Here is a 26193-nt window from a genome sequence, read left to right on the forward strand (position 1 = left end):
CGCTCAGCACGCAATCGCTTGCGTCCTGTGTGAATTACTTTGTTTGGAATTGTTTAACGTGTTTTTCCAACACGAAAATAGGTTCCGTTACAAGTTTTTCGATATTGTTCAATTTTCAAGGTCCTGTTTGCGCCTCAGCCTTGCGGCTGACGACTTGATTATTTTATCACGGAAGTGATTTTTTGTCAAGCTCTTTTTTCGAAGTTTTTCGTGATTCAGATCTCTCCGGCGAACTTGGAGCATTCTCAGTTTCTCGGCGCTGGCCGGAACTTTCGGACGTCTATTGGTTCTTTTCGCTTTACTTCCAGCTGAGACTCAGAAGTCATTCTTTTGTCTCAGCGCTTGGCGCTCAAGTATAATACCATACGCCGGGCCGCTTTGCAAGCCTTTTTTACAAGTTTTTTGCTCTTTTTTTGCTTTTGTATACATCCGCCAGTTTTTCACTTGAAATCAGTCCCTGCTTTGACACCCGTTCAGCACGCCTGCGATGTGCTGTCCCTCCCAGTGGGAGGGGGCGTTGCACTATATATAATAAGAAGAGCATCTGCTGCCTTCACCGGGCAAACGGATGCTCTCTTATATATGATAGTTACTTCTGGGCATACACCTGCTTGAGGTGTTCCGTGAGCTTCATATTCTCACTATAGTCCACCGGTACCACGATGACGCTGGGGACATCCTGTTTGAAAGCCTCTTCCAGCGTGGGGATAAGCTCCTCTGCCTTCTCAACACGATAGCCCTTGCAGTGCATAGCCTCTGCCAGCAGCTTGAAATCGGGATTCGAAAAGTCCACATAGCAGTGCTCGCCGCCGAACTGCTCCTGCTCTTTCCACTTGATGAGGCCGTAGCTGGAATCCTCCCAGATGAGGGTCACAAAAGGCACATGCTCCCGCACCGCTGTTTCCAGCTCCTGACTGTTCATCATGAAGCCTCCGTCGCCGCAGACCGCCAGCACCTTTTTCTCCGGATAGAGAAGCTTTGCCGCGAACGCGCCCGGGATGGAGAAGCCCATGCTGGCGAAGCCGTTGGAGATGAGGCAGGTGTTGGGCTCATAACAGTCGTAGTGGCGGGCGATCCACATCTTATGGGCGCCCACATCGCTGACCACGATGTCGTCGCGGCCCATGACCTTCCGCACATCGGCGAGGATGCGCGCCGGCTTCATGGGGCAGCTGTCGTCCGCCGCCATTGCCTCATGCTCTGCCACCATTGTCTGGCGGAGAGCCAGTGCAAATTCCGGCTCACCGGTGCGGTGGGCGCAGCGCAGGATCTCATACAGGCTTTCTGAAATGTCGCCCACCACTTCCACAGCGGGCTGATACCGTTTGTTGACATCGGCGGGAGCGCTGTCGATGTGGACGATGGTCATATTCTCTCGTGCGCCCCACTTGGCCGGTGCGCACTCCACGATGTCGTAACCGATCGCGATGACCACATCCGCCCGGTCGAAGAGCTGGTTGACATAGTCTTTCTGCGGAATGCCGATGGTCCAGAGGCTGTATTTGTCATCCATCGGGATGATGCCCTTGGCCATCATCGTGTTGACCACCGGGATGTGCAGGCGGTCAGCCAGCTCGGTGACAGCAGCGGCGGCATGGCCGCGCACCGCACCCGCGCCTGCAAGGATGACCGGATTTTTCGCCTCGCTGATGATTTTTCCTGCCGCTGCAATGTGGGCCGGGTCGGCATAGACCTCATGCATCTGCTGGCGCTTGAGCGGCACGGCGTCGGCGGGCATTTTTGCAATATTCTGGGGCAGGTCGATATGGGTCGCGCCCGGCTTGCCCTTTTCGGCGTGCTTGAAGGCCAGCCGCACGATCTCGCCCACCGTGTCGGGGCGGATGATCTGCTTCGAGCGCTTGGTGATAGGCTCAAACATCGCGGTCAGGTCAAGGTACTGGTGGCTGGTGAGCTGCATCCGGTCGGTGCCGACCTGGCCCGTAATGGCCACCAGCGGCGCACCGTCCAGATAAGCATCCGCCACACCGGTGACAAGGTTGGTGGCACCGGGGCCAAGGGTGGACAGGCAGACGCCGGCCCGGCCGGTCAGACGGCCATAGACATCCGCCATAAAGGCCGCACCCTGCTCGTGGCGCACCGGGATGAAGCGTATCTTGCTGTCCCGAATCGCAAACATCAGATCCAGCGTCTCTTCGCCCGGAATGCCAAACATCACATCAACGCCCTCAGCCTCCAGACAGTCCACCAGCACCTGCGCAGTCGTTTTCATTTCCTTCATTTTCTTTCCCTCCCAAAACGAAAAAGGCAGCGCAGCCCCATGCGGGCCACGCTGCCTTTGCTGCGCTTATTGTAAACGATTTTCGGTCATCCCGCAAGTGCAAATTTCCACAAAAAGCGGCTTGCTTTCGGTTTTTGCTCCGGCAGGCTTGACAAGCAGCGGGGCAGGCCGTATGATGAAAGTATCTTTTTGCAGTGAGGTAGTTATCATGTCCAGCATCACCATCCGCGGCTGCTGCATCGGCGCAGGCCGTCCGAAAGTCATCCTGCCCATCGTCGCCCGCACAGAGGACGATATTCTCCGTGAGGCCAGGCGGCTGTCCGCGCTGAAGGCCGACTGCATCGAGTGGCGGGCCGACTGGTTTTCCGATGTTCTGGATGCTGCCGCACGGAAGCGGGTGCTGTCCGGTCTGCGAGCAGCGCTGGGCGAAAAACTCCTGCTCGTGACCTTTCGCACCAAAGCAGAGGGCGGAGAGGTCTCCCTGACGCGGCAGCAATACGCTGATTTCTGCGGCACGGTCTGTGTCAGCGGCTGTGCCGATCTGCTTGACATCGAGTTCTTCCCGAATCGAGAAGGACTTCCGGCCCTCATCGGGCAGGCGCACAAGGCCGGTGTCACAGTGGTTTGTTCCAGCCATGATTTCCACAAAACGCCGTCCCGGACGGAGATGGTCACGCGCCTGACCGCCATGCAGCAGGCCGGAGCTGACCTGCCCAAACTGGCTGTGATGCCGAACTCGCCGTCTGACGTCCTCGAATTGCTGGCCGCCACAGCAGAGATGGCAGAGCAGCATCCCGAAACGCCCGTCATCACCATGAGCATGGGTGCGCTGGGCGCAGTGAGCCGCCTGTGCGGTGAGACGTTCGGCTCTGCCATGACCTTCGCCAACCCCGGGCAGGCCAGCGCGCCCGGACAGGTGGCGCTGGATGTAGTGAATGAAGTGCTGGACAGCCTGAGACTCGAGTAAAAAGCTCAATATCCCCCAGTAATTGCAGCAGCCCCGCTTTTCAGGCGGGGCTGCTGTTCATTTTCTCGAAAATTGTCTGATACGTCAAATTTCAACGGTTTTCATTGGCTATCTTTCCAGATTTTTGCGAGTTTTCTCAAAAACATTGACATTCTGTCGTCGAAATCATATCATTGTGTCATAAGAGATGAAAAGTGCTGCTGCGAGTTGGATTCCATCGTTTCTACTCCATTTCAGTGAAATCGTGCCATACCGACAGGAGGTCCCACCATGATGCAGTGTGTCAGACGATGCAGTTTTATTTGTGGAGCTGTTCTCAGCATCCTGCTCCTGCTCTGCAGCTGTCAGGCTGGGGCCGGGCCGCTCATCCTGCCGGACAATGTTCCCTCAAAAAACACCTCCCAGGGAAAGGAGAAACTGCTCGCCGCCCTGAACACCGTAGACATCCGTCGCCCCGAGACTACCCAGGACTCCTATATCCAAGGTGCCGACTCTGTCGCCGAGACGATCTTCCTGTGCATCCAGAAGGAATCTGGCAACAATGCAGCCGCTGCCATCGAGCTACTGTCTGAGAGCAGGGATACCGGGCTTTCAAATTGTGCCGATGTAGTCTTGAACAGGCTTTCGCCTTCTCCCGATGAGACATATTTGGTGAGCTATGCGCTTCTCAGCGCCGATGTTCTGGAAGATGGTGCTTTGCGGGGAGATGCCGACCTCAGTGGTGTCGCCCTCACCCTCCTCACCAATCGGACTCTTCTTGTTTACTCTGACAGTTCTCAGCGCACTGCCAGCCAGAAGACCGGCTTTGCCGTCGGCGTCATCGGCGGTCAGGAGCTCGTCGTGGCTGTATTCGTTTCCTGATAGCATTTTTCAAGACAAGCAAAAAATGACCGCTGCGGTCTCCTGCTCCGCAGCGGTCATTTTCTCTGTCCATCCTATTGGGCAAACCATTTTATACTCTTATAATAAAGGATCCTGTCAACGCCTGTCAACCGAAAAAAGATTGCTTTTTGTCGATTTACGCGGTTTCACATTGTAAACTGCACTGCGCAGAATGCGGCATAGATGCAGAGCAGCGCCACACCCTGCACACGGGAGAGCTTTCCACGCACCAGCGCCGGGATGGTCAGCAGCGCCATCACCAGCAGCATCACGGGCAGCTCGAGCACCAGACTCGAGTTGATACCGAACAGGGTCGCACTCTGCGGGATCTCAAACGGTGCCAGTGTCACCGACATGCCGCTGACCAGCACGAGGTTGAAGACATTCGCACCCACGACATTGCCCAGCGAGAGGTCGCTGTGGCCCTTCATCAGCGAAGTAATGGCCGTGACCAGCTCAGGCAGCGAGGTACCCAGCGCCACGAAGGTCAGCGCGATGACCGATTCCGGCACGCCCATCGCCTGCGCGATGATGGTGCCGTTGTCCACCAGCAGGTTCGCGCCCAGCGCGATGAGGGCTGCGCCCACCACCAGCAGCAGGACGATTTTTCCGATGCCCATCGGCTCTTCCTCATGCTCCGGCTCTGCCGGGGCATTTTTCATCTGCCAGACATTCGCCGCCAGATAGGCCACGAACATCCCCAGCATCAGCAGGCCCATCGGACGGGTAAAGCGGCCCATGCCGTAAGCTGCCACGCAGTAGATGGCCGCAGCTGCAAAGAAGAAAGCCACCGGCACACGCAGGGGCTTCGGGTCCACCTTGCCGGGCCGCACGGCCACCGTAATGGCCGCGATGAGGGCCGTGTTGCAGATGACAGAACCGATGGCGTTGCCGTAGGCGATCTCGCCGTGGCCGGACACTGCCGAGATGGTGGACACCATCACCTCGGGCAGGGTAGTGCCGACGGACACCACCGTTGCGCCGATGAGCAGCTCCGGCAGATGGAACCGGCGGGCCAGCGCCGATGCGCCGTCCACAAACCAGTCACCGCCCTTGATGAGGCAGAGCAATCCAAAAAGAAACAGGATGCCGGGGATTATCATATCGTTCCTCCCAATATCTCTCCGGGCGCAAATCGCGCCGCGTCGCATAACAAAAGCCGTATTGTATATGATACCAAATTTCCGTGTGGAATACAACGCCCTGCCCGAAGACATTTTGCGCCCCACTATATAAGGTAGGCCGTGCCATTGAAATCCATTGCTATTTGTGTTATTCTGTGATTAGAAAGGCGCTGTCCTGCAAGTGCAGCGGTCATGCTCCCTCCTCGGCATCACATTCCGTGTGCCGTCCGGAGGAAGTCCAATTTTTGTCATCCTCCGGATGGTCTTGATCATTTATACATGAAAGACTTGAAGGAGGAAATCCATCATGGATATTTTGAATACTGTTATTGCTCTGCTCGGCCTTCTGGCCACCGTTATCATTGGCACTGCCAAAATCACTTGGACGATTGCCCAAGTATTTTTTCGGAATACGCACCACGCAAAACACTATTCGAGAAAATAAACTGACAAGAAAAATGACCGCCCCATGTCTACCAAACTCGAGCGGTCAATTTTCTTAAATTGTCATGTTAGAGGAGGGAGCTGACCACTGTGCGGGCAGCGCCTTTCTTTGTCTTCATTATAGACGTTAGAACGCAAGTTGTCAAGAGACTTGCGTTTTCATTTTATTTACACCACTTTGCAAACTCTTCATCGGTACACTTGACGTAGTGGCTGCCGCTGACGAGGTGGCTGGTGCCTTTGCTGTAGTCGATGCCGGAAGTGGCATAGTCGTAAGTCTCGGCCACGCGGCGTTTTTCCACCACCGGGTTCGGCAGCGGGATAGCCGACAGCAGGCTCCGGGTGTAGGGATGAATGGGATCTGCAAAAATTTCTTCCGTGGTACCCGTTTCCAGCAGGTGGCCCAGATGGAGCACACCGATACGGTCGGAGATGTACTTGACCATGGACAGGTCGTGTGCGATGAACAGGTAGGCCGTGCCGGTCTCCTGCTGGATGTCCTTCATCAGGTTGACGACCTGTGCCTGGATCGACACGTCCAGTGCCGAGATGCACTCGTCGGCGATGATGAGCTTCGGGTTCATGATGAGGGCGCGGGCGATGCCGACGCGCTGGCGCTGACCGCCGGAGAACTGGTGGGGGTAGCGCTCAGCGTGCTCGGGCGCAAGGCCGACCTTCTCCAGAATTTTCTCCACCTTTTCGCGGCGCTCGTCCTGGGTCTTGTACATATGGTGGATGTCCAGGCCCTCGCCGATGATGTCCTCCACCTTCTTGCGGGGGTTCAGGGACGCCATCGGGTCCTGGAATATCATCTGCATCTGGGTGCGCAGGGTGTTGTTCTGGGCGTGAGTCAGACGTCCGCTGATGTCCTGCCCGTCGAAGGTGATCTTGCCTGCGGTGGGGTCATACAGCCGGATGATGCTGCGGCCGATGGTGGATTTGCCCGAGCCGGACTCACCCACCAGACCGTACGTCTCGCCGGGATAGATTTCAAAGCTGACATCGTCCACAGCCTTGACGGTGAAGTTCTTGTTCACCTTGAAATACTGCTTCAGTCCCTCGACCTTCAGAAGAGGGGTAGCGCTCTGTGCTGCCATTTACTCCGCCTCCTCGATCTTTTTTGCTTCTGCGCTCATACGGGCCACACGGTCTTTCAGCTCCGGCGGCATCTCCACCTTGGGAGCGCGGGGGTCCAGCAGCCAGGTGGCTGCGAAGTGGGTGTCGCTGATCTTGAACATGGGCGGGTCGATCTCGTCGTCGATCTCCAGCGCGTACTTGTTGCGGGGCGCAAAGGCGTCGCCGGCCTTCTCATGCAGCAGGTTCGGCGGCGAACCGGGGATGGTGTACAAACGCTCGTCGGCGGTATCGAGGTCGGGCATGGCCGACAGCAGACCCCAGGTGTAGGGGTGGCGCGGGTCGTAGAAGATCTCGTCGATGGTGCCGGTCTCCACGATCTTGCCCGCGTACATGACATCGACATAGTCCGCCACCTTTGCCACGACGCCGAGGTCATGGGTGATGTAGATGACCGAAATGCCGCGCTCCTTCTGGATGCTGCGGATGAGCTCGAGGATCTTCGCCTGAATGGTCACATCCAGTGCGGTGGTGGGCTCATCGCAGATGAGCAGGTCCGGGTCGCAGGACAGTGCGATGGCGATGACCACGCGCTGACGCATACCGCCGGACAGCTGGTGCGGGTAGCTCTTCATCCGCTTTTCGGCGTCCGTGATACCGACTTCTTCCAGCAGCTTGAGGGCCTTCTGATATGCCTCAGCCTTGGGCATCTTGAAGTGCCAGAGCATCCCTTCCATAATCTGCTTGCCGATGGTCATGGTGGGGTCAAGGCTGGTCATGGGGTCCTGAAAGACCATGGCGATACGCTTGCCGTTGATGTGGCGGCGGATCCACTTTTTATCTTTTTGCAGCAGATCGACGGTTTCAGGGCTACCGTCGGCGTGATGGTAGCTGAACCGGATGCTTCCGCTGTTCACCTTGGCGTTCTGGGCCAGAATGCCCATGGCCGCCTTCATAGTGACAGACTTACCGGAACCAGACTCACCCACCAGCGCCACCGTCTCGCCCTTGTACAGGTCGATGTTCACGCCGCGGATGGCGTGGACGGGGCCAGCCGTCGTCTTAAAGGTAATATCAAGGTCTCGCACCGACAAGACCTGTTCTCTTTTCGTATCAGGCATGTTGTGCGCCTCCTTACATACTCTTCATCTTGGGGTCAAGTGCCTCGCGCAGGCCGTCGGCCAGCAGGTTGAAGCTGAGCATCAGCAGGCTCATGACCACGATGGGCGGGATGATCTGATAGGGATGGGTGGTGAAGCTGTTGTACAGCTCACTGATCAGGGAGCCCAGTGAGCACTGCGGCACCGGGATGCCCAGACCCACGAAGGAAAGGAATGCCTCGGTAAAGATCGCGGTGGGGATGCTGAACATGACCTGAGTGATGATGGGTCCGATGATGTTGGGCAGCACTTCCTTAAAGATGATAAAGAAGCTGCCGGCACCCAGAGTGCGGGAAGCCAGAACGAATTCCTGGTCCTTCAGCTTGAGCATCTCAGCGCGGGCGATGCGGCTCATGCCCACCCACTCGGTCAGCATCAGGGCGAAGATGATGGTGATCATGCCGGGCTGCAGCACCAGAAGCAGCAGCGTAACGATGACCAGACGGGGGATGCCGTTGGCAACTTCAAGAAAGCGCTGCATCAGCATATCCACCTTGCCGCCGAAGTAGCCCGAGATGAGGCCGTAGCTCATGCCGATGACCATATCGATGACGGCAGCCGCCACGGCGATGATAAGGGAGACGCGGGCACCTTCCCAGGTACGGGTCCAGATGTCGCGGCCATAGAGGTCGCTGCCGAACCAGTAGTAGACGTCATCCTTGCCTTTTTCGACATAGTTGTTGACGATCTTCGTACCGGTGGTCGTGCTCATCTTCTCGCTGCCGTCCAGAATGCCGAACTGCTCGATGCCGGGGACGCGAGGCGCAAAATTCTTCTGGCTCAGATCCTGGCCGGAATAAGTATAAGCATTCATTCCCGGGCCAAAGATGGCCAGCAGCAGGATGATCATGATCATCACGAGGCCCAGCACGGCGCTCTTCTTGCGGAAAAAGCGGATGCGGACGTCCTTCCAGAAGCTCTGGGCCGCGAAGTTGGTATCCACCGCGATTTCAGCCGCGTTGTCCTTCCGGGCAAACTCTGCCTCGGTGAACTTGTGCTCAGGGTACAGTTCCTGCACGGCCTGCGTGATGGCTGCGGCGGTGCTTTCGCCGCCCAGTCGAATCGCTTTTTCTGCCATATCAGTCGTCCCCCTTTGCCAGACGGATGCGCGGGTCGATGATGCCGTACAGCAGGTCAACGACCAGCATGATGCCAATGTACATGGCGCTGTAGATGAAGCTCAGGCCGATGACCACGTTGTAGTCGTTGGACTGGATGGCCGTCACCAGAAGGCTGCCCACGCCGGGGATGGCGAAAATTTTCTCGACCACCAGCGAGCCGGTCATCAAATCAACGATGAGGGGGGCCAAAACCGTAATAATCGGAATGAGCGCATTGCGCAGGGCGTGGCGGAAGATCAGCGCCGGGCCGGAGATGCCCTTGCTCTCGGCCAGCAGCATATAGTCGGAGTCGAGGACTTCTATCATCTCGCTTCGGGTGAAGCGGGCGATGGATGCCATGGTGAACATGGACAGCGACACGCTGGGCAGGACACTCGAACCAAAGACATCCTTGGCGGAGAACAGCATCGGGAACCAGCGGAGCTTGAAGCCGAAGGTGTAGCTCAGGGCCAGTGCGAAAACGTAGGACGGCACCGACACGCCGATGACCGAGATGATGGTAGCGATGGTGTCGAAGATGGTATCCCGCTTGAGGGCAGCGATGATGCCCAGCACAAGGCCCACCAGAGCGCCCAGCGTGACGGCCATGCCGCCGATCTGGATGGAGATGGGCAGGCGGGACTGGATGAGCTGGGAGATGGGCGTATTTTTGGAGATGTTGTAGCTCACACCCAGATCGCCCCGGAGCATATTACCCACGTAGCGGAAGAACTGGATGTAGATCGGCTGGTCAAGGCCGTATTTTGCATAGAGCGCGGCTCTCATATCGGCTGTCAGCTTTTCGTCGTTGAAGGGCGAGCCGGGCATCAGCTGCATCAGGATGAACAGCACCAGCAGGATGGCCAGCAGCGTAAACAGCGAGGTGAGGATACGCTTGAGCGTATATTTTTTCACGTCAGGTGAACCCCCTTTGGTTTTCCTATCCGCAGTCAGTCGTGCGCGGGCCGCGGACAGATACAATGCCAAAAAGGCGCACAGTGGCTTTTGCGGGCCACTGTGCGGCCTTTGTTCAGCGTTTTTTCTTTAAGCGTTCTTTGCGGCCCGCTTGTACACACGGTTCAAAGCCACCGGGTGGAAATCCACGCCGGTAACGGCGCTGGAGATCATCTCGGCATTGCACTGGCCGTACAGCGGGAAGATGACTGCCTGCTCCAGAACGATGGCTTCTGCATCGTACAGAGCTGCCCAGCGGCCCTCGGGGTCGGTGCAGAGGTCGCCGGTGGTGCATTCCTCGATGATGGAGTCATACTCGGCGTCGCTCCACAGACCGTAGTTGTTGGAGTTGCCGGTGACCCACATGCCCAGATAGGTCATGGGGTCGGCGTAGTCGGGACCCCAGCGGGTCAGGCCCAGCTGGAAGTTGCCGTCCTGCATATCCTGCACGCGCTGCTTCTTGGGCTCGACGGTCAGGTTCACGGTCAGGCCGGGAAGAGTGGTCTCGAGCTGCTCCTTGACGACCTGTGCCACCTTCTGAGGTGCATCGTCGGCATCAACGATCATGTCGAAGGAGAAGCTGTCCTTGCCCAGCTCGCTCTTGGCGGTCTCGTAATACTCGGCTGCCTTGGCTGCATCGAATGCGCAGGAATCAGCAAACTTGGTCTGGTCGGCGCTGAAATCGCTGCCGTCCGGGCCGGTGGCGAACTGCGGAGGAACGGCGGTGTAGCAGGGGGCAGAGCCATCCTTCAGGACATCGCCGGTGATGGCGTCGCGGTCGAGGGCGAAGGTCATAGCCTTGCGCAGGTTCTCGTTTGCCAGTTCAGGCACCGCATCGATGTTGGGGCTGATGTACCACAGGTAGCCGGCGCCCACGCTGGTAAACTGGGGGTCGTCCTTTACCTGGTCCACCTGCTCGCCGTTCAGCAGGGTCAGATCCAGTGCGCCGGTCTGGAAGCTCATCAGAGCCTGCTGGCTGTCCTTGATGACCTGATAGGCCAGACCATCCAGAGCGATGTTTGCAGCGTCGTAGTAGTCGGGGTTCTTGGTCAGCTCGAATGCGGTAGCAGCGGGCTGGTAGTCGGTCATGATGAATGCACCGTTGGACAGGACGGTGTCGGGGCTGGTGCCGAAGGTATCCTTGCAGGTGTTGAAGAATGCCTCGTTGACAGGGTAGAAGGTGGGGAAGTACATCAGGCTCAGGAAGTAGCTGACAGGGACGTTCAGCTGAACTTCGAGGGTCTTGTCATCCACTGCGGTCACGCCCAGATCCGTGACGGGCTTCTCACCGGCAATGATCTCTGCGGCGTTGACCACCTGGCCGATGTCAGACAGCATGTAGGAATACTCGGAAGCATTGGCGGGGTCAACAGCACGCTGCCAGCCGAACACGAAGTCGGCTGCGGTGACGGCGTCACCGTTGGACCACTTTGCATCGCGCAGGTGGAAGGTATAAGTCTTGCCGTCCTCGCTGATGTCGTAGGTCTCAGCGAGGGCCGGGACAGCTGCGCCGTCGGCATCCATCTGCATCAGACCGTCGGTGTAGTCGGCGATGACCTCAAAGGAGGTGCCGTCGGTGGCGATCTGCGGGTCCAGAGACTGGACCTCAGTCTCCAGCATGATGTTCAGGGTGCCGCCTGCGGCAGTGCCAGCTGCGCTGGAAGCACCGGTGGAGGCAGCGGTAGAAGCTGCCGTGGAGCTGGAGCCGCCGCAGGCCGTCAGGGCCAGAGCTGCTGCGGATACGCCTGCTGCTGCCAGAAAGCTGCGGCGCGAAATACGACGATCGAATCTCATAATATCTTTTCCCCTCTCTAACACTGCTTTAACGTATTAAAGCGACTGTTTCTGAAAAATGCACAAGGTGTTCTGCTCCCCCTCTGGAGCTTTCTGCACACCCTTGTGCCTTGGCGGCATTATACATCGTCCACCGCCGAAAGAAAAGACTTTTTGCCAAATTTATCCCCTCGACCCAACGATTTCTGTAGTTTGCCCAACTGCACACCAAAATTTTGATTTGAATTTTGTATAGTTTTGCCCTTGATGTGTATTCATGCGAAGTACAATTCATGTGAAATAAGTATTACTTGTGCTTTTTCCACGTACAGTTTCGCGTCGCATCTTTCTTTTATAAAGGAAACAGCCCATTATGCTTTTTCTGCATAGCGGGCTGTCCGGACTTTATTTTACTTCATGTGCCTGAGGTTTTGTCTCAAAAGCACTTTGAAAAGTGCTCAGACTGCCTCGGCAGCAGGTGCTTCGACCTCGCCATTGTACACAGCCTTGTCCAGCTGGCCTTCGGTGGCAGCCACAAGGGTGGTAGCGGCGGCAGCGCCGACGACGTTGGTGGCAGTACGAGCCATATCAGCAATGCTGGAAATGATGCTGAAGATCAGCAGCGGGATGACCACAGCCGAAACGACGTGGGCGTAGATGGTACCCACAGCGGCGACATAGGTGTGGTGGCCCTTGAACACGAGGCCCACGATGAGGCCGAGGCCCACAGCCAGAATGGTGCGCACGCCGAAGTCAACGTGCTTTTTCTTGTGCAGGTAGTACAGCAGGGCAAAAAATACGGCAGTCAGGGCCAGTGCGGCCAGATCCAGAATTTCTACAGACATAAAACGGATCCTCCTTTATTTTTGAGTGTGATGTCGTTTTTGTCTGTCAACACATTCGCTCTCTCATGATGTTCCTCCCATTTAGCACAAACCTACTTTGTATGTATGTTTGTTCGGTTGCCGTGGAGTATACTACATACAAACCCTGTTGTCAAGTAAATTATGAAAAAATTTTGAACCTCCGCCCCTCCCGGCGCAAAAAAGCCCCCGGCACCATGCGGAAGTGCCGGGGGGCTTTTCGTACAAAGCGGGGAGATGCGGAAGCTCTCCGCCTTGGGAGGTTGGTTATTTAGTGGAGCAGCTCGTTGTGTGCAACGCCGCCCACCGTCAGCTCTGCGCTCTCACCGGAGTGGGTGAGGGTAAAGAGGGTGCCGTCCACGCCCAGAGACAGCATGCTGTCGATGTTCAGGACGGTCTCACGGAGCTGGGTGCGGAACACGATGGTGTTCACGCCCTGAGCCTTCAGCTCCTTCAGGTTGCTCAGGCAGCCGGAAAGGACGGCAGTCTCAGCAGGCACTGCAACGGTGTACCGGCCATCGGCAATGGAGGTCTCGTAGGCCCCTGCGCCGGTAACGGTCAGGGTGACAGCGGAGGAGCCGCCGCTGCTCTCGGGTGCGCCGCAGCGAGTGCAGACGCCATTCACAAACTCGTGGCCCAGTGCGTCGATGGTCTCCTCGTAGGTCTTGCCCTTATGGCCCTCAGTGGTGCAGGTGTAGACCCGCTTGCCCGGGGTGGTGCAGGTGGGCTGTACCGTAGCCGTCAGCTCATACTTGAGGTTGCCGGTCACCACGCCAACCAGATCGCCGACCACCTCAACCGTGCCGTCGTCTTTCTTGACCACCTTGGCATTCTCGACCTCTTCGATCTTGCCGCCAGCGGTGTTGATCTTGATCTTGCCGGTGATGCCGTTTCCATTCTCATCCGACCCATCCGGCTTGGCGGTGATAAAGGTGCCGCCCTTCTCAACCTTCAACTCGGTCCGTTCTTCATTCCCGTACGGGCTGATATAGATGCTGTTGCCATTGGTTGCTGTGTTGCTGGCGTTCTCTGCCTTGCCGCCCAATGCAGTGAAGGTGCCATCCTTCACGGTGACCTCCGGAAAGTAATAGCTGTCTCCATTGATGCCATCGCCGGCAACAGCCTCGCCCGAGCCCGACTTGGCATTGCCGCCGATGAGCGTCGTCTCGCCGGCGGACACGATGCCGCTATACGATCCAACGAGGGCAGTGCCGCCGGTGGCCTTGCCCTTCTCCGACTCTGCCTTGCCGCCCATGGCCGTCAGCTTGCCGCCCTTCTGGACTTCATAGCCGCCCTGATAGAAGTCAAGAGCTGTACCACCCCTGGCATCTCTGTTCTCAGTCTTGTCACTGCCGCCAGTGGCGATGACCTCGCTGCCTTCTCCAACAATGACCTTTGCATACTCGGTGTGAATGCCGTAGCCGCCACCGGTACTTTCATCATTTCCTACGACCTGCTGGCTGCCACTTGCGCCGCCACTTGCAATGAGCTTCGAATTTTTGATGTTAAGCTCGTCGGAGTTGGTGGTATACACGCCACTTCCGCCCCTTATGCCACCGGCACCGCCGGTAGCAGTAACCGTTGCGTCCACCAGCTCCAGCTCGTAAGCCCGGATGCCGCTACCGCCATACCTCTCGCCCGAGCCGCCGGTGGCAGACAGAGAGGAGCCCTCCTTGCCCTGGATCGTCAGCTTGCCTCCCGGAACACTCGCGTGGCCATTCCAAACTCCACTCACACTGATTCCACTATTTCCCGAGCTTCCGCCGGTCAGTTCATTTTTGCCCTCCAGCTCCAGCTTTACACCGGCGCTACTGCTAATCGTCACAGCGTTCTTGTTTGTATCCCCTGCATCCACTTTCAGGTCACGGAGGATGACCTTCAGAGGAGTAGTAAAATTATTGATGATCGATACCACATTGCGGGCGGCGTCCTGCGCCTTTTCGGTAAAGGAGATGGGGGCGTTGGTGTCCCCGTAGGTCTTCTCCTCAGCGGCCTTTTTCTCCCCAGTCTCCTGCTTGACAACAGGCTTGGCTTCGAGCTTGGCGGCCTCCTTCTGGGCTTCGGGGTCATACTGGCCGTACTCGATCACCTGATCGGAGGTCTTTTCGGTCTTTTTGTCCTGCTCCGTCTCCTGCGTTTCGGCGGGCTTCTGCTCGTCCTTCTTCTCCTCGTCCTTCTTCTGCTCGTCCTCCGGGGCCAGCAGCTCCAGAGAGCCGGGCTCTTCGGTCTGCTCCTTGTTCTCAGCGGCGGAGTTCTGGGTCTTCCCCTCGCCCTCGGTCTTGGTCTCGCCGGACTTTTCAACCTCGGAGGTGTTCTCCTCCGCTGCGTTCAGGCTTTCGGTGGGCGCGGGCTTGGTGTTGTCGCCAGTGATGACGATGTCTTCCGTACCGTCGCCATCCTCCTTGATGCCGTTTCCGGTCGTTTCCTTGGTGCCGTCCGTCTTGATGGTGACACTGTCGTCGCCGACCTTGATGGTCTTATTGCCCTCAGAATCCACCGAAACTTCCACACTGCCCTGACTCACATTACAGATGTAAGCAGCCGAGGCCGGGGCAGCAACTGCCGACACCGCCATGCTCAGGGCCAGAACGGCCGCTGCCGTCCGCTTCATATTTTTCCGTAACCGCATAATTTTTTACCTCCTGTTCGTGGTTTTTGCTTCTTTTATTTTACCCCCCCCCCCCCTATCAGTTTGACAAGAGTTTTTGTCAACAATCTTTTCGGTGATTTTTTGGCACATCCTACAAATAAAGCCGCCGTTCCACACGTTTCGTGCAGTACGGCGGTCGATTCGTCTCTATTGCAGTCCCTCTGGACGCAAAAAGAGCCGCCGTGCATACGCACAGCGGCTCTTGCTATCTTTCGATATTTTATTTTGCGTACTCGACGGCACGGCTCTCGCGGATGACGTTGACCTTGATCTGGCCGGGGTAATCCAGCGTGTCCTCGATCTTCTTTGCGATGGAGCGGGCCAGCAGGATGACCTGATCGTCGCTGATGACGTCGGGCTTGACCATGATGCGCACTTCGCGGCCAGCCTGCACGGCAAATGCCTGCTCGACGCCCTCGAAGCTGGAAGAGATCTCCTCCAGATTCTCCAGACGCTTCACATAGCTCTCGACATTCTCGCGGCGGGCGCCCGGACGGGCAGCGCTGATGGCGTCGCAGGCCTGAATGATGAAGGCCAGCGGAGTCTTGGGCTCCACATCGCCGTGATGGGCCTCGATAGCGTGGATGACCTGGGTATTTTCCTTGTACTTGCGGCAGATGTCCACACCGATCTGGACATGGCTGCCCTCGATCTCATGGTCAAGAGCCTTGCCGATGTCATGCAGCAGACCGGCACGGCGTGCCAGCGTGACGTTCACGCCCATCTCGCCTGCCAGCAGGCCGGCCAGCCAGGCCACTTCCATGCTGTGGGTCAGAGCGTTCTGGCCAAAGCTGGTGCGGTACTTCAGGCGGCCGATGAGCTTGATGAGGTCGGGGTGCAGGCCGTGGATGCCCAGCTCCATGACAGCGCGCTCGCCCTCCCGCTTCATCTGCAGTTCGAGGTCGTGGCGGCACTTTTCCACCGTCTCCTCGATGCGGGCGGGGTGGATGCGGCCATCGCCGATGAGGCGCTCCAGCGTCATGCGGGCCACCTCGCGGCGGGTCTGGTCGAAGGAGGACAGGGTAATGGCCTCCGGGGTATCATCAATGATGAGGTCAACGCCGGTGGCCGTCTCAAGGGCGCGGATATTGCGGCCCTCACGGCCGATGATGCGGCCTTTCATCTCGTCGCTGGGCAGCGGGACGACGCTGACGGTGGTCTCGCTGCAGTGGTCAGCAGCACAGCGGCTGATGGCCTGGCCGATGAGGTTGCGGGCGATGCCGTCGCAGTTCTCCTTCAGATCGGTCTCGTAGGCGGCCACGCGGATGGCCTTTTCGTGGGTCAGCTCCTCGTCCATCTTGTGCAGCAGCACTTCGCGGGCGTCCTCCTGGCTCAGGCCGGCCAGCGTTTCCAGACGCTCCATCTCCTTGGCGCGCAGGGCATCGACCTCGGCCAGATGGGCCTCGGCCTCCTCGTGCTTCTTTTTCAGCTCTTCCTCGCGCTTTTCCAGAGCCTCGGTCTTGCGGTCGAGGGCAGTTTCCTTCTGGTCGATGCGGTTCTCCTGGCGGCTGATCTCCGCACGGCGCTGCTTGATCTCTTTATCGGCCTCGGCCTTCTGGGCATCGACCTCGGCTTTCAGGCGGAAAGCCTCATCCTTTGCTTCCAGAATGGCTTCCTTGCGCTTCTGGTCGGCGGTCTTGATCGCTTCGTTCACCAGCCGGGTCGCCTCGGCCTCGGCGCTGCCGATCTGGGCCTCTGCGGTCTTTTTACGGTTGTTGTAACCAATAAAATAGCCCGCAGCTGCGGCAGCGACAGCAACGATCAATGCCACGATCACTCCGATCACGGTCATTGTTCTTCACTCTCCTTAACAGTCAAACTTTGCTTTAACAGGCAGGAGACGCTGTGCGGCCGAACGCGGGCCAGACATCAATCAAATTTTCAACGCAAAAGAAGCCAACAAGAACAGACGCAGAGAAAAATCTTCCTGTGCGGTAGGTCTGGTGCAGCTTTTCGATTTACAAGATGTGCTTATAAAAACGGGCAGATGAAGCCCCATTGAAATATCTGGTCGCGGAATGTTCCGCCTGCAGCGTCTTAGATTCCATACTACTTCTTATATTACGAAACATTTTGCACAATGTCAAGGAGAAGTAAGGCCGAAAGCGGAAATTATTTTTTTATTTATTCGAGATACATCCGGCGCAGGCGCATCAGGCGGGCCGGAGTGAGGCCGTATTCGGCTTCCAGATAGGCGTCGGCACTGCCATAGCGCTCCCGGATGATGCTCAGCACGAAGGGAACAGACTCCGGGTGGACGCCGAACACGCCGAGGTAGAAGTCCTTCCGGGCAGGGTCAGCGGCGATCTCCTCAGCGTGCTCGGCCCAGACGGCTTCCAGCTCCGGCCTGCGCCAGATGTTCGTCTTCTTAAAATCTTCGGCGATGGTCTTGTCCGACGCGCCCAGCGCCAGCAGGATGAGGATGGCGGCCACGCCGGTGCGGTCCTTGCCCGCCGAGCAGTGGAAGAGCACCGGCGTCTCACCGGCTTCCAGCGCACGGAACAGCTCCTTGTACGCCTTGTTGCCGAAGAGCATCCGCTCGTACATGGCGTCCGCCATCCGACGGCCCTCGTCGGGCATTCCCTTCAGCAGGTTCTCCCGGTCTTCGGGCGAAAAGTCCACCTCTTTGCCGTTCTCGAGGCAGAGGCCGCAGATGCGCACCAGCCGCGCGCCGTCCGGCACGTAGTCGGGTGTCTCGGCAGCTTCGGCCTCGCTGCGCAGATCGAGGATGAGGCGCAGGCCCAGAGAATCCAGCAGCTTCCGGTCTGCCTCGCTGGTGAGCTTCCACGTCGGGATGCCCCGGTAGATCTGGCCCCACTTGATGTGCTTGCCCTCATCGGCCTCGTAGCCGCCCAGCTCGCGGAAGTTGTGTCCGCCCTCAAAGGGCAGCTGAGTGCCGGGGGCAGGATGTACCACGGCGGGCTTTGCCGCCGCGCTGGACAGGACGGGCAGGTTATAGAAGGGCTTCGCCGACCGTCCGCGCCGGGGCGGCAGGCTAGCCGCACCGCCCAGCACCTCCATCAGGTAGCTGCGCAGCAGGTCGATATAAGCCGACGTATGGTCGCGCCGCTGCAAAAGCGAGACGCAGAGGGGCGGCAGGTCTTCCAGCAGGACATCCCGCACCCGGTCCAGCTCCCGCCGCGCGCCCGGCTCGTACCGGGTCAGGCAGGTGCAGAGCTGCTCCTGCACGAGGTAGTACGCCTGATAAAAGCTGGGGCCTATCTCAGCGTTGGGCACAAAGCCCGCCCGGGCGCAGGCCTCCCACAGCGGGGCGAACAGGTCCTGCCGCAGGCTGGGCAGAAGGACCCGCTGGTTCCGCAGCTCGGCCAGCGGCACGCTCTCCTTTTCCCAGAAGGGGTGGCCCCGCGGCACCAGCAGGCAGGCCGGGTCGGCCCGCAGGGTGGTGCGGGCCAGCACCGGTGCGGCACAGCCCAGGTCCATCACAAGGCCCGCATCCAGCTCGCCCTGCTCCACGCCCTCGGCCACGGCGTCGTTGTCCAGCAGGCGGAAGCGCATCTCGATGTGGGGGTACTGCTGGCGGAACTTGTCCAGCTGGGTCTCGAGGCCGGGCAGATAGTCCGGCACCAGCGAGACGCTGATGCCGATGCGCACCGGCTGGGCCGACTGTATCTCGGCGTGGAGCGCCGCCTGCATCTGCTGGAACTGCTCCACCACCGGCGCGGCATGGCGCTGCAGGCTCACGCCCCGGTCGGTGAGGCTGAGCCTGTGGTGGGCGCTGAGGAAGAGCGGCCCGCACAATTCGGCCTCGAGGGCCGAGATGCTCTGACGCAGGGCCTGTCGGGATAAAAACAGGCGCTGGGCCGCGCGGGTGTAATTCATCTCCTCGCAGAGGACCAGAAAATAATGCAGCTGGCGGATGTCCATCGTTTCCTCCTGAATCTTAGAGTGGTATGGGTAAAGAATACCGCCTTTTGGCCGGATTGTAAAGCCGCTGGAAACAAAATCCCGCTTTTTCTCCGCTATTGACGCCGGGCTTTCCCGCGTGTAAGATAAAGGAAAGGAGGCTCTCCCCATGAAACATAACACTCCGGCGCAGGAGGTCAAAAGCCTCGGGACGCTGTTTTTCACCTTTTTCAAAATCGGTCTGTTCACCTTCGGCGGCGGCTACGCCATGATCGCCCTGCTGGAAGAAGAGTTCATCCAGCGCCGCAAATGGCTGGACAAAGACGAATTCCTCGACATGACCGCCATCGCGGAATCCACCCCCGGGCCGGTGGCCATCAACAGCGCCACCTACCTCGGCTACAAGCTGGCCAAAGTTCCCGGCGCGGCCACGGCCACCGTGGCCGTCTGCCTGCCGTCCTTCCTCATCATCTACGCCATCTCGCTGTTTTTCGAGCAGTTCACCCAGCTCACTGTCATCGCCAACGCCTTCAAGGGCATTCAGGTCTGCGTCATCTACCTCATCTTCTCGGCAGGTGTGCGGATGCTCAAAGCGCTGGACAAATCGCCCTTTGCCACCGGCGTTCTCGCCGCCGTCATGCTGGTGATGGTGGGTCTCTCACTGGCCGGTGTCAGCGTCTCGTCCATCCTGCTCATCCTTCTCAGCGGTGCGGCAGGCGTGGCTGCATGGCTCATCGGCCGCAGAAAGGAAGGGAAGTAAGATGTTTCTGAAATTATTCCTCACTTTTCTGGAGATCGGTGCCGTCTCCTTCGGCGGCGGCTACGGCATGATCTCCCTCATCCGGGAGAAAGTCCTGCTCAACGGCTGGCTCTCCGAGGCCGAGTTCCTGAGCTTCATCGCGGTGTCGGAGTCCACACCCGGCCCGCTGGCCGTCAACATGGCCACCTTCATCGGCGCGTCGCAGGGCGGGGTGCCGGGGGCGCTCTGCGCCACGCTGGGCGTCGTTCTGCCGTCTTTTTTCATCATCCTGCTCATCGCGGCCCTCATCCACGACCTGCTCAAGTACGCCGGGGTCGAAGCTTTTCTCTCCGGCGTCCGGCCCTGCGTCGTGGCCCTCATCCTCTCCACAGCCTTCACCATGGGGCTGAGCACTCTGCTGGGCATCTCCACCGCCGCTGAAACGCCCTCGCCCGCATGGCGGGGCATTGGCATCCTTGCAATTCTGGCCGGGGTGCGGCTCATCTGGCAGAAAGCCAGAGGCAAAGCCCCTTCGCCCATCGGGATGATCCTGTTCTCGGCGGTGCTGGGCGCAGTTTTATACCAATAAAAAAGAACGGCATCTGAGCTTTTCTCCGATGCCGTTCTCTATTTTGCTCTTCTGAAATCCGATTCACAGACCCGGCCATTCCGGGCCAGAACGCGGCGCAGGACCTGCATCACGCCGGAGCTGGTGTTGGGCGGCGCAAGGAAGGGCACCTCCTCCCGGAGGGCGGGCGAGCCGTTCTCCACGAGAAAACCGTACTTTGCCGCCTTCAGCATCTCCGCGTCGTTAAAGGTGTCGCCGAACGCCATCATGCCCTCGGGCGGGACGCCCAGACGCTCCCCCAGAAGAAGCAGGGCCGCGCCCTTGTGGACGCCGGGGTTCATGATGTCCACCCAGTCTGCACCGGCCACCGCCACCGAGAAGCGCCCGCCCCAGACCGGGCCATAAAGCGCGTCGTAGCCCTTCTGGGCATCTCCCTCGGGGAAGTAGATGGTGAATTTATCCACCCGGGCGGTCACGTCCTCCAGATGGGGGACATATTCCACCTTGGTGTAGAATCTCTTGAAGACCCTGTCGTATGGCCGGAACCGCTCCTCCACATAGGCCGTTTCCAGCCCGCAGAGGACGGCGGCGTGGCCCGCGCTCCGGGCCTGCCCCGCCAGCGTGTGCCAGTCGGCAGCGTCCATCTCGGAGAGATACAGGCTCTCGCCCTTCCAGCAGATGGCACCGCCGTTGTCACCCACAAGGATGATGTCGTCCTGCAGGGGCGCGAACATCTTCTCTAAGGTATAGATGGGCCGTCCGCTGGCGGCAGCGAACCGGATGCCCCGCTCTGCCAGAGCGCGGACAGTCTCCGCAAAGTCCGGCGGGAGCTGGCTCTGGCCGTCCAGCAGGGTGGCGTCAAGGTCGGAGGCAATGAGGCGGATGGTATCCATGCGCGCCTCCTCAGCCCACATAGCTGATGTTCACGTCGATCTGTCCGCCGTAGCCGGGGATGCGGGCGGTGCAGGTGCCCTGCCACATATCGCAGGCGATGGGGCTGCCGGCCACATTATAATGGGCGTTCCAGATGCTGTAGCTCTTCAGCCGGTTCAGGTCGATGCGCTTGCGGAACCACAGGGTGGAGGCGTAGACGCCCGGCTGATAGCCCTGGGCCTTGACTTCCTCGCAGAAGGCGATGGCACACTTGGTGCGGTCCTCGACGCCCAGACCATCGGCACGGCCATTGCTGCCGCCGGAGGCCTCGGTGTCAAAGTAGATGGGGTAGTCGAGCTTGCGGCCGTTCAGGACATAGGCGCAGCCCTGCGCTTCTTCCCGGGCCTCGTTCTCGTTGACTGCCTGACTGAAGAAGTAGACGCCCACCTTGAGGCCCGCGTTCCGGGCGTTGGTGAAGTGCTGCTCGAACATGGGGTCCAGCACCAGTGCGCCGCTGCCGTAGCCGCGGTAGCCGATGCGGATGATGACGAACTTGACGCCCGCCGTCTTGACCTGCTCCCAGTCGATGTTCGACTGATATTTGGAGACGTCGATGCCGAAGGTGGCGTCCTGCTGGACACCGTTGGCGTCGAAGTAATAGAGCTTGTTGTCGATGGACTGGATGCCCGTGACCGGCTGGTTGGTGTACTGGTCATAATAGTAGGTCTTGCCGTCCACGGTGCGCCAGCCGGAATAGACCGGACCCGGAGCCGGGGTGCTGCTGTCATCGTCTCTTTTCCCGAACAGGAGGTTCCACAGCCAGCTCAGCAGGCCGTTCTCGTCGGTAAGACAGGCAGTATCAATGTTGCTCGCATCCAGCGTACCCGCATCCAGCGCCGCGCGGATCTCTTCCGGCGTCAGCAGGATGGTGCCTTCCTCGGTCTTCACCGGCAGGGTGCTCTGCTCTTCGGAGTTCGTCTCCGGCTCAGCGGGCTGAGACACTGCATCCTGCTCCACCGGAGCGCTCAGGGGGTCTTCGGCGGCCAGTGCCTCGGTCTCCTGCTGTAAGCGGGGGAAGCCGTTCTCCTGTTCCAGCTCGTCGATGCCGCCCATCATGGGGGCAGAAGGAGCTGTTTCCGGGGCTGCAGGCTCTGCGGCAGTCTCCTCTGCGGGTGCAGCCGGAGCCGCCGATGCAGCGGGCTCTTCTTTCACGCTCTGGCTGGGAGCAGACGGCTGCGCGGCAGACGCAGCGGCGCTCTCCGCCTCAGAGGATGCAGAGTCGTTTTTCGGAGTTTCCGTATTATTTTTCTTCGTTTCCTTTTTGGTGCTGTGGGCCGCATCGGTCTCACCCTCCCACAGCAGAGCCGACGGCTCCACCGTCAGGCCCGCAGGCTGGGACGCCAGCAGGGCTGTGGTGCCAAAACCACCCACCGCGATGGCAAGCGCCATCACCGCCGAGGCCACCATCTGGCCCGCCGCACGGCGCGTCTTCTTTTTTGGTGTTCCTGTATCTTTCTGTCTCATTCCGCTTGCGCTGCCTCCAAGCTGTATTCTAACGCGGCCTCTCGCCGCCAGAAGTGCTTCAAATGCCATTTATACGTCTATAGTATACACCCAACCCCAAGCTCCCGTCAATGTCCTTCGGTGTCTCGTGAGGGGCGTTTCGTGGAAGTTTTCCACCACGGCCGACGTTCCATGTGGAAAACGGACCAGGCCGCCGTATTATTGCACCCAAAAGAAAAAAAGATGCGTTCCGAACGGGATTTTTGCGTTTTCCTCTTGCTGTCTTGACACGTGTATGGTATCATGATGGTCATGCAGCTTTTGCTGCACTCTGAACGTGTTAAGACGGAAAGGCAGATTCTTTATGTCAAATGTAAAAGATTTCTTAAAACGCAAGGACATCGTCATCACCCCCCAGCGCTACCTCATCGAGGCGCTGGGCGCGATGGCACAGGGCCTGTTCGCCAGCCTGCTCATCGGCACCATCATCAAGACGCTGGGCCAGCAGACCGGGCTTGAGACGCTGGTGGACCTGGGCGGCTACGCCTCGGCCATGAGCGGCCCGGCCATGGCCGTGGCCATCGGCTGGGCGCTCCACTGCCCGCCGCTGGTACTGTTCAGCCTCGTGACGGTGGGCTACTCTTCCAACGCCCTCGGCGGCGCAGGCGGCCCTCTGGCCGTCCTCATCATCGCCATTGTGGCCGCTGAGCTGGGCAAGGCCGTCAGCAAGGAGACCCGCGTTGACATCCTTGTCACCCCGCTGGTGACCATCTTTGCCGGCGTCGGCCTCTCGATGCTCATCGCCGCCCCCATCGGCGCAGCCGCAAGTCAGGTGGGCACCCTCATCATGTGGGCCACCGAACAGGCACCCTTCCTCATGGGCATCCTCGTCTCGGTCATCGTGGGCGTCGCCCTGACCCTGCCCATTTCCTCTGCCGCCATCTGCGCGGCCCTCGGCCTGACGGGCCTCGCCGGCGGCGCTGCCGTGGCAGGCTGCTGCGCCCAGATGATCGGCTTTGCCATCATGAGCTATAAAGAAAACGGCGTCGGCGGCCTCATCAGTCAGGGCCTCGGCACCAGTATGCTCCAGATGGGCAACATCGTAAAGAATCCCCGCATCTGGATCGCCCCCACGCTGGCCAGCGCCATCACCGGCCCTCTGGCCACCTGCGTCTTCCACATGGAGATGAACGGTGCCGCCGTCTCTTCCGGCATGGGTACCTGCGGCCTCGTGGGCCAGATCGGCGTCTACACCGGCTGGGTCAGCGACATTGCCGCCGGCACCAAGGCCGCTATCACTCCGATGGACTGGGCTGCCCTCGTCCTCATCTGCTTCGTCCTGCCCGCCGTGCTCAGCGTTCTCTTCTGCGAGATCGAGCGCAAGCTTGGCTGGATCAAGGAGGGCGACCTGAAACTGAACTGATCGTATAGAAAAAGCCTGCCGACAGCAGGCTTTTTCTGTTTATACCACTCTTTTTCCATCCAGCACCGCCTGCCGGAGGGCATCCCCCTCATACACCAGCTTGAGGGAGAACCACGGATGTTCCTCGTTGAGCAGCTTGAAGAAAATTTTATCGCCCTCCCAGATGGGCAGCTGCTCCACTTTCTCCTTCTGCACCCATTCCAGCACGCCTTCCCGGCAGGCATCGCCCTGTATCATCTCGCCCGTCCACCCGTCGGCGGTGTAGAGGTGGATGAACTCGGTCATATTGCCCCAGATGAAGGTCAGAAGTCCCCGGCTGCGCCAGTGGGTCAGCGTCAGGCCCGTCTCTTCCTTCACTTCACGGAGAAGGCAGTCCTCCGGGCTCTCGAACCGCTCGAATTTTCCGCCGACGCCCACCCATTTGTCGTGGTTGTAGTCGTCCTCCTTCTTCACGCGGTGGAGCATCAGGTAGGCGTCGTCCCGCTCCAGATAGCACAGCGTCGTGCTGAAGATCGGATATTCCGGATTCATAAAGGCACCAAGATTCATCTTATGTTTCCTTTCTTTTGACAGCAAAGCGCCCCGCAGATGACCCCTGCGGGGCGCTGTTTTTATGCGTTTATGCCTTGCGGCCTGCGCGGCCCTTGCCCGCATTGTTCAGCTTGCGGACGAGGTCGTTCTGATGTTTGCGCTGGGAGGGCGTCGGCTCCGGATCATGGGCCTCTTCGGCCTTGGCCCGGGTCTGCTGGACGGTGGGGTCCACACGCTCGAGGTTCCACTCCTGATTGCCGCCCGAGACGAAGTTCCAGATCTGCGCCTGCGCACCGTTGGAGGTGTTCATGCCCACAAGGTCGATGTACTTGTCGGCCAGCACGTTGCGGATGCGGGTCCGGCCATTGCGGGTAGGCTCGAGGGCCCAGCACTGGCTCAGTCCGCTGGTGCGGCCCCACTGATGGAGCCAGGTGCCTTCCACCACGCCGCCGAGAGCGAGGTCCATCATTTTGCCGGTAAAACGGTTCTGGATGCGCCAGCGTCCTTCGCCTGCATCCACGAATTTCCACTGCTGCCACGGATGACCTGCGTAGTCCCACAGACGGATCGCAGCGCCGTTCTCCGTGTTGAAGTTCTTTACTTCCAGCACCTTTCCATTGGGGGCCTTGATGAGGTAAAATTCATTTTCTGATAATACGACCTGCGATGCCTTTGCCATAACTGCGTTCTCCTTTCAGCGTAGACTTTTGATGCTCTTATTATAGCGCATTTTGGTTTGGGCAGCAAGAATAGTTTTCCATAATTTTTGTGGATTTCTTTATGCATTCTGCTCGTTTTGCTGAAATTTCCTCACTTTACCCTCCGGCCCGGATTCCACCGCCGGAGCACACTTGTATACATCTCAAAAAACGACCCCGCAGCTTTCGTTTTCCACCCTGTTTTTGCTCCAAGAACAGCACCCCCGTTTTCGGCCCGTTTCAGCTCCAAAATGGGCCGAACTGTCCCTGCCGCAAGGCCAATTCAGTGCAGTGACTTCAGTTTTATAAATCAAAACTCACTTCGGTGCTTTACTTTAATGATAGATATTGCATTTCAGAAAGAGCTTTAATTTGTTTCACGTTTTCTGCTATTGACTTTATTTCAAAACCGGTGTATAGTAAGCTTGCAGGGAGCGGAAAGAGCCCCCGTAACAACGAGCTTCAGGCTCCGCACACTGCGGGCCTGTGAGAAAAATATAGGAGGTTTGACTATGTATTACTACATTCTGGGCTGCGGTATCGCTTGTTTGGTCCTGTTCGGCATCAACAGCATGGAGACGGTATGCGTCAAGCCGGCTGAGATGGTTGGCAAGGTCCTGCTGTGGCCTGTCACCCTGATGGAAGCAGTTGTCCGTTACAGCTCCACTCATCACAACTTCAAGGCTGCGCTGTAAAACGCATCACGTCTGAGGACGTCGAAAAAGCCATCAAGGCTGCCGTACTCTTTGCGGGTACGGCAGCCT

22 protein-coding genes are annotated in these 26193 nt (G+C 58.8%); 7 read left to right on the plus strand and 15 right to left on the minus strand.

Annotation, left to right across the window (positions count from 1 at the left end; translation table 11 throughout):
• Nucleotides 1–589: 589 nt before the first annotated feature.
• Nucleotides 590–2239: an acetolactate synthase large subunit gene (locus F3G95_RS11770; RefSeq protein ID WP_149795099.1), complete on the minus strand. Its 1650-nt coding sequence runs from the start codon at nucleotides 2237–2239 to the stop codon at nucleotides 590–592.
• Between the two features lie 172 nt (nucleotides 2240–2411).
• Between F3G95_RS11770 and aroD the strand changes: the two genes are divergently transcribed.
• Nucleotides 2412–3206 (plus strand): type I 3-dehydroquinate dehydratase, encoded by a 795-nt coding sequence (gene aroD, locus F3G95_RS11775; RefSeq protein WP_243130372.1) that lies wholly within the window; start codon nucleotides 2412–2414, stop codon nucleotides 3204–3206.
• A gap of 270 nt (nucleotides 3207–3476) precedes the next feature.
• Entirely contained in the window at nucleotides 3477–4067 is a 591-nt protein-coding gene (locus F3G95_RS11780; RefSeq protein ID WP_149795100.1) for a hypothetical protein, read from the plus strand.
• A gap of 167 nt (nucleotides 4068–4234) precedes the next feature.
• Here the strand turns inward: F3G95_RS11780 and F3G95_RS11785 are convergent, their stop codons facing one another.
• On the minus strand, nucleotides 4235–5191 hold the full coding sequence (locus F3G95_RS11785; RefSeq protein ID WP_149795101.1) for a calcium/sodium antiporter: 957 nt from the start codon (nucleotides 5189–5191) through the stop codon (nucleotides 4235–4237).
• A gap of 328 nt (nucleotides 5192–5519) precedes the next feature.
• Between F3G95_RS11785 and F3G95_RS13845 the strand changes: the two genes are divergently transcribed.
• Nucleotides 5520–5657 carry a hypothetical protein gene (locus tag F3G95_RS13845; RefSeq protein WP_188117552.1) on the plus strand — a complete coding sequence of 46 codons (138 nt, stop codon included), beginning with the start codon at nucleotides 5520–5522 and terminating at the stop codon, nucleotides 5655–5657.
• A gap of 163 nt (nucleotides 5658–5820) precedes the next feature.
• Here the strand turns inward: F3G95_RS13845 and F3G95_RS11790 are convergent, their stop codons facing one another.
• From F3G95_RS11790 to F3G95_RS11830, 9 genes are all read right to left on the minus strand, one after another.
• A complete protein-coding gene (locus tag F3G95_RS11790) occupies nucleotides 5821–6753 on the minus strand; it encodes an ATP-binding cassette domain-containing protein (protein ID WP_149795102.1) in 933 nt (310 codons plus the stop codon).
• Nucleotides 6754–7851, minus strand: coding sequence for an ABC transporter ATP-binding protein (locus F3G95_RS11795; RefSeq protein WP_149795103.1), 1098 nt, complete (start codon nucleotides 7849–7851; stop codon nucleotides 6754–6756).
• A gap of 13 nt (nucleotides 7852–7864) precedes the next feature.
• The gene (locus tag F3G95_RS11800) at nucleotides 7865–8968 is read right to left on the minus strand and encodes an ABC transporter permease (RefSeq protein ID WP_149795104.1); all 1104 of its coding nucleotides are present in this window, start codon (nucleotides 8966–8968) and stop codon (nucleotides 7865–7867) included.
• Nucleotide 8969: 1 nt separating this feature from the next.
• Nucleotides 8970–9905 carry an ABC transporter permease gene (locus tag F3G95_RS11805; protein ID WP_149795105.1) on the minus strand — a complete coding sequence of 312 codons (936 nt, stop codon included), beginning with the start codon at nucleotides 9903–9905 and terminating at the stop codon, nucleotides 8970–8972.
• A 129-nt stretch (nucleotides 9906–10034) separates the two neighbouring features.
• Nucleotides 10035–11738, minus strand: coding sequence for a peptide ABC transporter substrate-binding protein (locus tag F3G95_RS11810; RefSeq protein WP_149795106.1), 1704 nt, complete (start codon nucleotides 11736–11738; stop codon nucleotides 10035–10037).
• A 437-nt stretch (nucleotides 11739–12175) separates the two neighbouring features.
• On the minus strand, nucleotides 12176–12562 hold the full coding sequence (locus F3G95_RS11815; protein WP_243130374.1) for a dicarboxylate/amino acid:cation symporter: 387 nt from the start codon (nucleotides 12560–12562) through the stop codon (nucleotides 12176–12178).
• 289 nt (nucleotides 12563–12851) lie between these two features.
• Entirely contained in the window at nucleotides 12852–15209 is a 2358-nt protein-coding gene (locus F3G95_RS11820) for a hypothetical protein (protein WP_149795107.1), read from the minus strand.
• A gap of 241 nt (nucleotides 15210–15450) precedes the next feature.
• Complete coding sequence (gene rny, locus F3G95_RS11825) at nucleotides 15451–17022, minus strand: ribonuclease Y (RefSeq protein ID WP_015565964.1); 1572 nt, start codon at nucleotides 17020–17022, stop codon at nucleotides 15451–15453.
• Between the two features lie 332 nt (nucleotides 17023–17354).
• On the minus strand, nucleotides 17355–19115 hold the full coding sequence (locus tag F3G95_RS11830; RefSeq protein WP_149795108.1) for a tyrosine-protein phosphatase: 1761 nt from the start codon (nucleotides 19113–19115) through the stop codon (nucleotides 17355–17357).
• A 148-nt stretch (nucleotides 19116–19263) separates the two neighbouring features.
• On the opposite strand from F3G95_RS11830, the gene F3G95_RS11835 reads away from it, so the two are divergent.
• Together F3G95_RS11835 and F3G95_RS11840 are read left to right on the plus strand one after the other, a co-directional pair.
• The gene (locus F3G95_RS11835) at nucleotides 19264–19854 is read left to right on the plus strand and encodes a chromate transporter (protein WP_149795109.1); all 591 of its coding nucleotides are present in this window, start codon (nucleotides 19264–19266) and stop codon (nucleotides 19852–19854) included.
• Nucleotide 19855: 1 nt separating this feature from the next.
• A complete protein-coding gene (locus tag F3G95_RS11840) occupies nucleotides 19856–20422 on the plus strand; it encodes a chromate transporter (protein ID WP_149795110.1) in 567 nt (188 codons plus the stop codon).
• 38 nt (nucleotides 20423–20460) lie between these two features.
• On the opposite strand, the gene F3G95_RS11845 is transcribed toward F3G95_RS11840, so the two are convergent.
• Nucleotides 20461–21294 carry an HAD family hydrolase gene (locus F3G95_RS11845; protein WP_149795111.1) on the minus strand — a complete coding sequence of 278 codons (834 nt, stop codon included), beginning with the start codon at nucleotides 21292–21294 and terminating at the stop codon, nucleotides 20461–20463.
• A 10-nt stretch (nucleotides 21295–21304) separates the two neighbouring features.
• The gene (locus tag F3G95_RS11850) at nucleotides 21305–22798 is read right to left on the minus strand and encodes a GH25 family lysozyme (protein ID WP_149795112.1); all 1494 of its coding nucleotides are present in this window, start codon (nucleotides 22796–22798) and stop codon (nucleotides 21305–21307) included.
• Nucleotides 22799–23141: 343 nt separating this feature from the next.
• On the opposite strand from F3G95_RS11850, the gene F3G95_RS11855 reads away from it, so the two are divergent.
• Nucleotides 23142–24200: a PTS sugar transporter subunit IIC gene (locus F3G95_RS11855; protein ID WP_149795113.1), complete on the plus strand. Its 1059-nt coding sequence runs from the start codon at nucleotides 23142–23144 to the stop codon at nucleotides 24198–24200.
• Between the two features lie 39 nt (nucleotides 24201–24239).
• Here the strand turns inward: F3G95_RS11855 and F3G95_RS11860 are convergent, their stop codons facing one another.
• Both F3G95_RS11860 and F3G95_RS11865 read right to left on the minus strand, forming a co-directional pair.
• Nucleotides 24240–24749 (minus strand): 8-oxo-dGTP diphosphatase, encoded by a 510-nt coding sequence (locus tag F3G95_RS11860; protein ID WP_149795114.1) that lies wholly within the window; start codon nucleotides 24747–24749, stop codon nucleotides 24240–24242.
• 70 nt (nucleotides 24750–24819) lie between these two features.
• Nucleotides 24820–25410 (minus strand): RICIN domain-containing protein, encoded by a 591-nt coding sequence (locus F3G95_RS11865; protein ID WP_149795115.1) that lies wholly within the window; start codon nucleotides 25408–25410, stop codon nucleotides 24820–24822.
• A gap of 531 nt (nucleotides 25411–25941) precedes the next feature.
• Between F3G95_RS11865 and F3G95_RS11870 the strand changes: the two genes are divergently transcribed.
• Entirely contained in the window at nucleotides 25942–26124 is a 183-nt protein-coding gene (locus F3G95_RS11870) for a hypothetical protein (protein WP_015565973.1), read from the plus strand.
• The last annotated feature ends 69 nt before the right edge of the window (nucleotides 26125–26193 follow it).

Source organism: Faecalibacterium sp. Marseille-P9312 (assembly GCF_902497445.1).
Taxonomy (GTDB): domain Bacteria; phylum Bacillota; class Clostridia; order Oscillospirales; family Ruminococcaceae; genus Faecalibacterium; species Faecalibacterium longum.

What these genes read in the sequence shown, in the direction of transcription:
- F3G95_RS11770 (WP_149795099.1), bottom strand. Translation starts at nt 2,239, where the DNA reads ATGAAGGAAATGAAAACGACTGCGCAGGTGCTGGTGGACTGTCTGGAG.
- aroD (WP_243130372.1), top strand. Translation starts at nt 2,412, where the DNA reads ATGATGAAAGTATCTTTTTGCAGTGAGGTAGTTATCATGTCCAGCATC.
- F3G95_RS11780 (WP_149795100.1), top strand. Translation starts at nt 3,477, where the DNA reads ATGATGCAGTGTGTCAGACGATGCAGTTTTATTTGTGGAGCTGTTCTC.
- F3G95_RS11785 (WP_149795101.1), bottom strand. Translation starts at nt 5,191, where the DNA reads ATGATAATCCCCGGCATCCTGTTTCTTTTTGGATTGCTCTGCCTCATC.
- F3G95_RS13845 (WP_188117552.1), top strand. Translation starts at nt 5,520, where the DNA reads ATGGATATTTTGAATACTGTTATTGCTCTGCTCGGCCTTCTGGCCACC.
- F3G95_RS11790 (WP_149795102.1), bottom strand. Translation starts at nt 6,753, where the DNA reads ATGGCAGCACAGAGCGCTACCCCTCTTCTGAAGGTCGAGGGACTGAAG.
- F3G95_RS11795 (WP_149795103.1), bottom strand. Translation starts at nt 7,851, where the DNA reads ATGCCTGATACGAAAAGAGAACAGGTCTTGTCGGTGCGAGACCTTGAT.
- F3G95_RS11800 (WP_149795104.1), bottom strand. Translation starts at nt 8,968, where the DNA reads ATGGCAGAAAAAGCGATTCGACTGGGCGGCGAAAGCACCGCCGCAGCC.
- F3G95_RS11810 (WP_149795106.1), bottom strand. Translation starts at nt 11,738, where the DNA reads ATGAGATTCGATCGTCGTATTTCGCGCCGCAGCTTTCTGGCAGCAGCA.
- F3G95_RS11815 (WP_243130374.1), bottom strand. Translation starts at nt 12,562, where the DNA reads ATGTCTGTAGAAATTCTGGATCTGGCCGCACTGGCCCTGACTGCCGTA.
- F3G95_RS11820 (WP_149795107.1), bottom strand. Translation starts at nt 15,209, where the DNA reads ATGCGGTTACGGAAAAATATGAAGCGGACGGCAGCGGCCGTTCTGGCC.
- rny (WP_015565964.1), bottom strand. Translation starts at nt 17,022, where the DNA reads ATGACCGTGATCGGAGTGATCGTGGCATTGATCGTTGCTGTCGCTGCC.
- F3G95_RS11830 (WP_149795108.1), bottom strand. Translation starts at nt 19,115, where the DNA reads ATGGACATCCGCCAGCTGCATTATTTTCTGGTCCTCTGCGAGGAGATG.
- F3G95_RS11835 (WP_149795109.1), top strand. Translation starts at nt 19,264, where the DNA reads ATGAAACATAACACTCCGGCGCAGGAGGTCAAAAGCCTCGGGACGCTG.
- F3G95_RS11840 (WP_149795110.1), top strand. Translation starts at nt 19,856, where the DNA reads ATGTTTCTGAAATTATTCCTCACTTTTCTGGAGATCGGTGCCGTCTCC.
- F3G95_RS11845 (WP_149795111.1), bottom strand. Translation starts at nt 21,294, where the DNA reads ATGGATACCATCCGCCTCATTGCCTCCGACCTTGACGCCACCCTGCTG.
- F3G95_RS11850 (WP_149795112.1), bottom strand. Translation starts at nt 22,798, where the DNA reads ATGAGACAGAAAGATACAGGAACACCAAAAAAGAAGACGCGCCGTGCG.
- F3G95_RS11855 (WP_149795113.1), top strand. Translation starts at nt 23,142, where the DNA reads ATGTCAAATGTAAAAGATTTCTTAAAACGCAAGGACATCGTCATCACC.
- F3G95_RS11860 (WP_149795114.1), bottom strand. Translation starts at nt 24,749, where the DNA reads ATGAATCTTGGTGCCTTTATGAATCCGGAATATCCGATCTTCAGCACG.
- F3G95_RS11865 (WP_149795115.1), bottom strand. Translation starts at nt 25,410, where the DNA reads ATGGCAAAGGCATCGCAGGTCGTATTATCAGAAAATGAATTTTACCTC.
- F3G95_RS11870 (WP_015565973.1), top strand. Translation starts at nt 25,942, where the DNA reads ATGTATTACTACATTCTGGGCTGCGGTATCGCTTGTTTGGTCCTGTTC.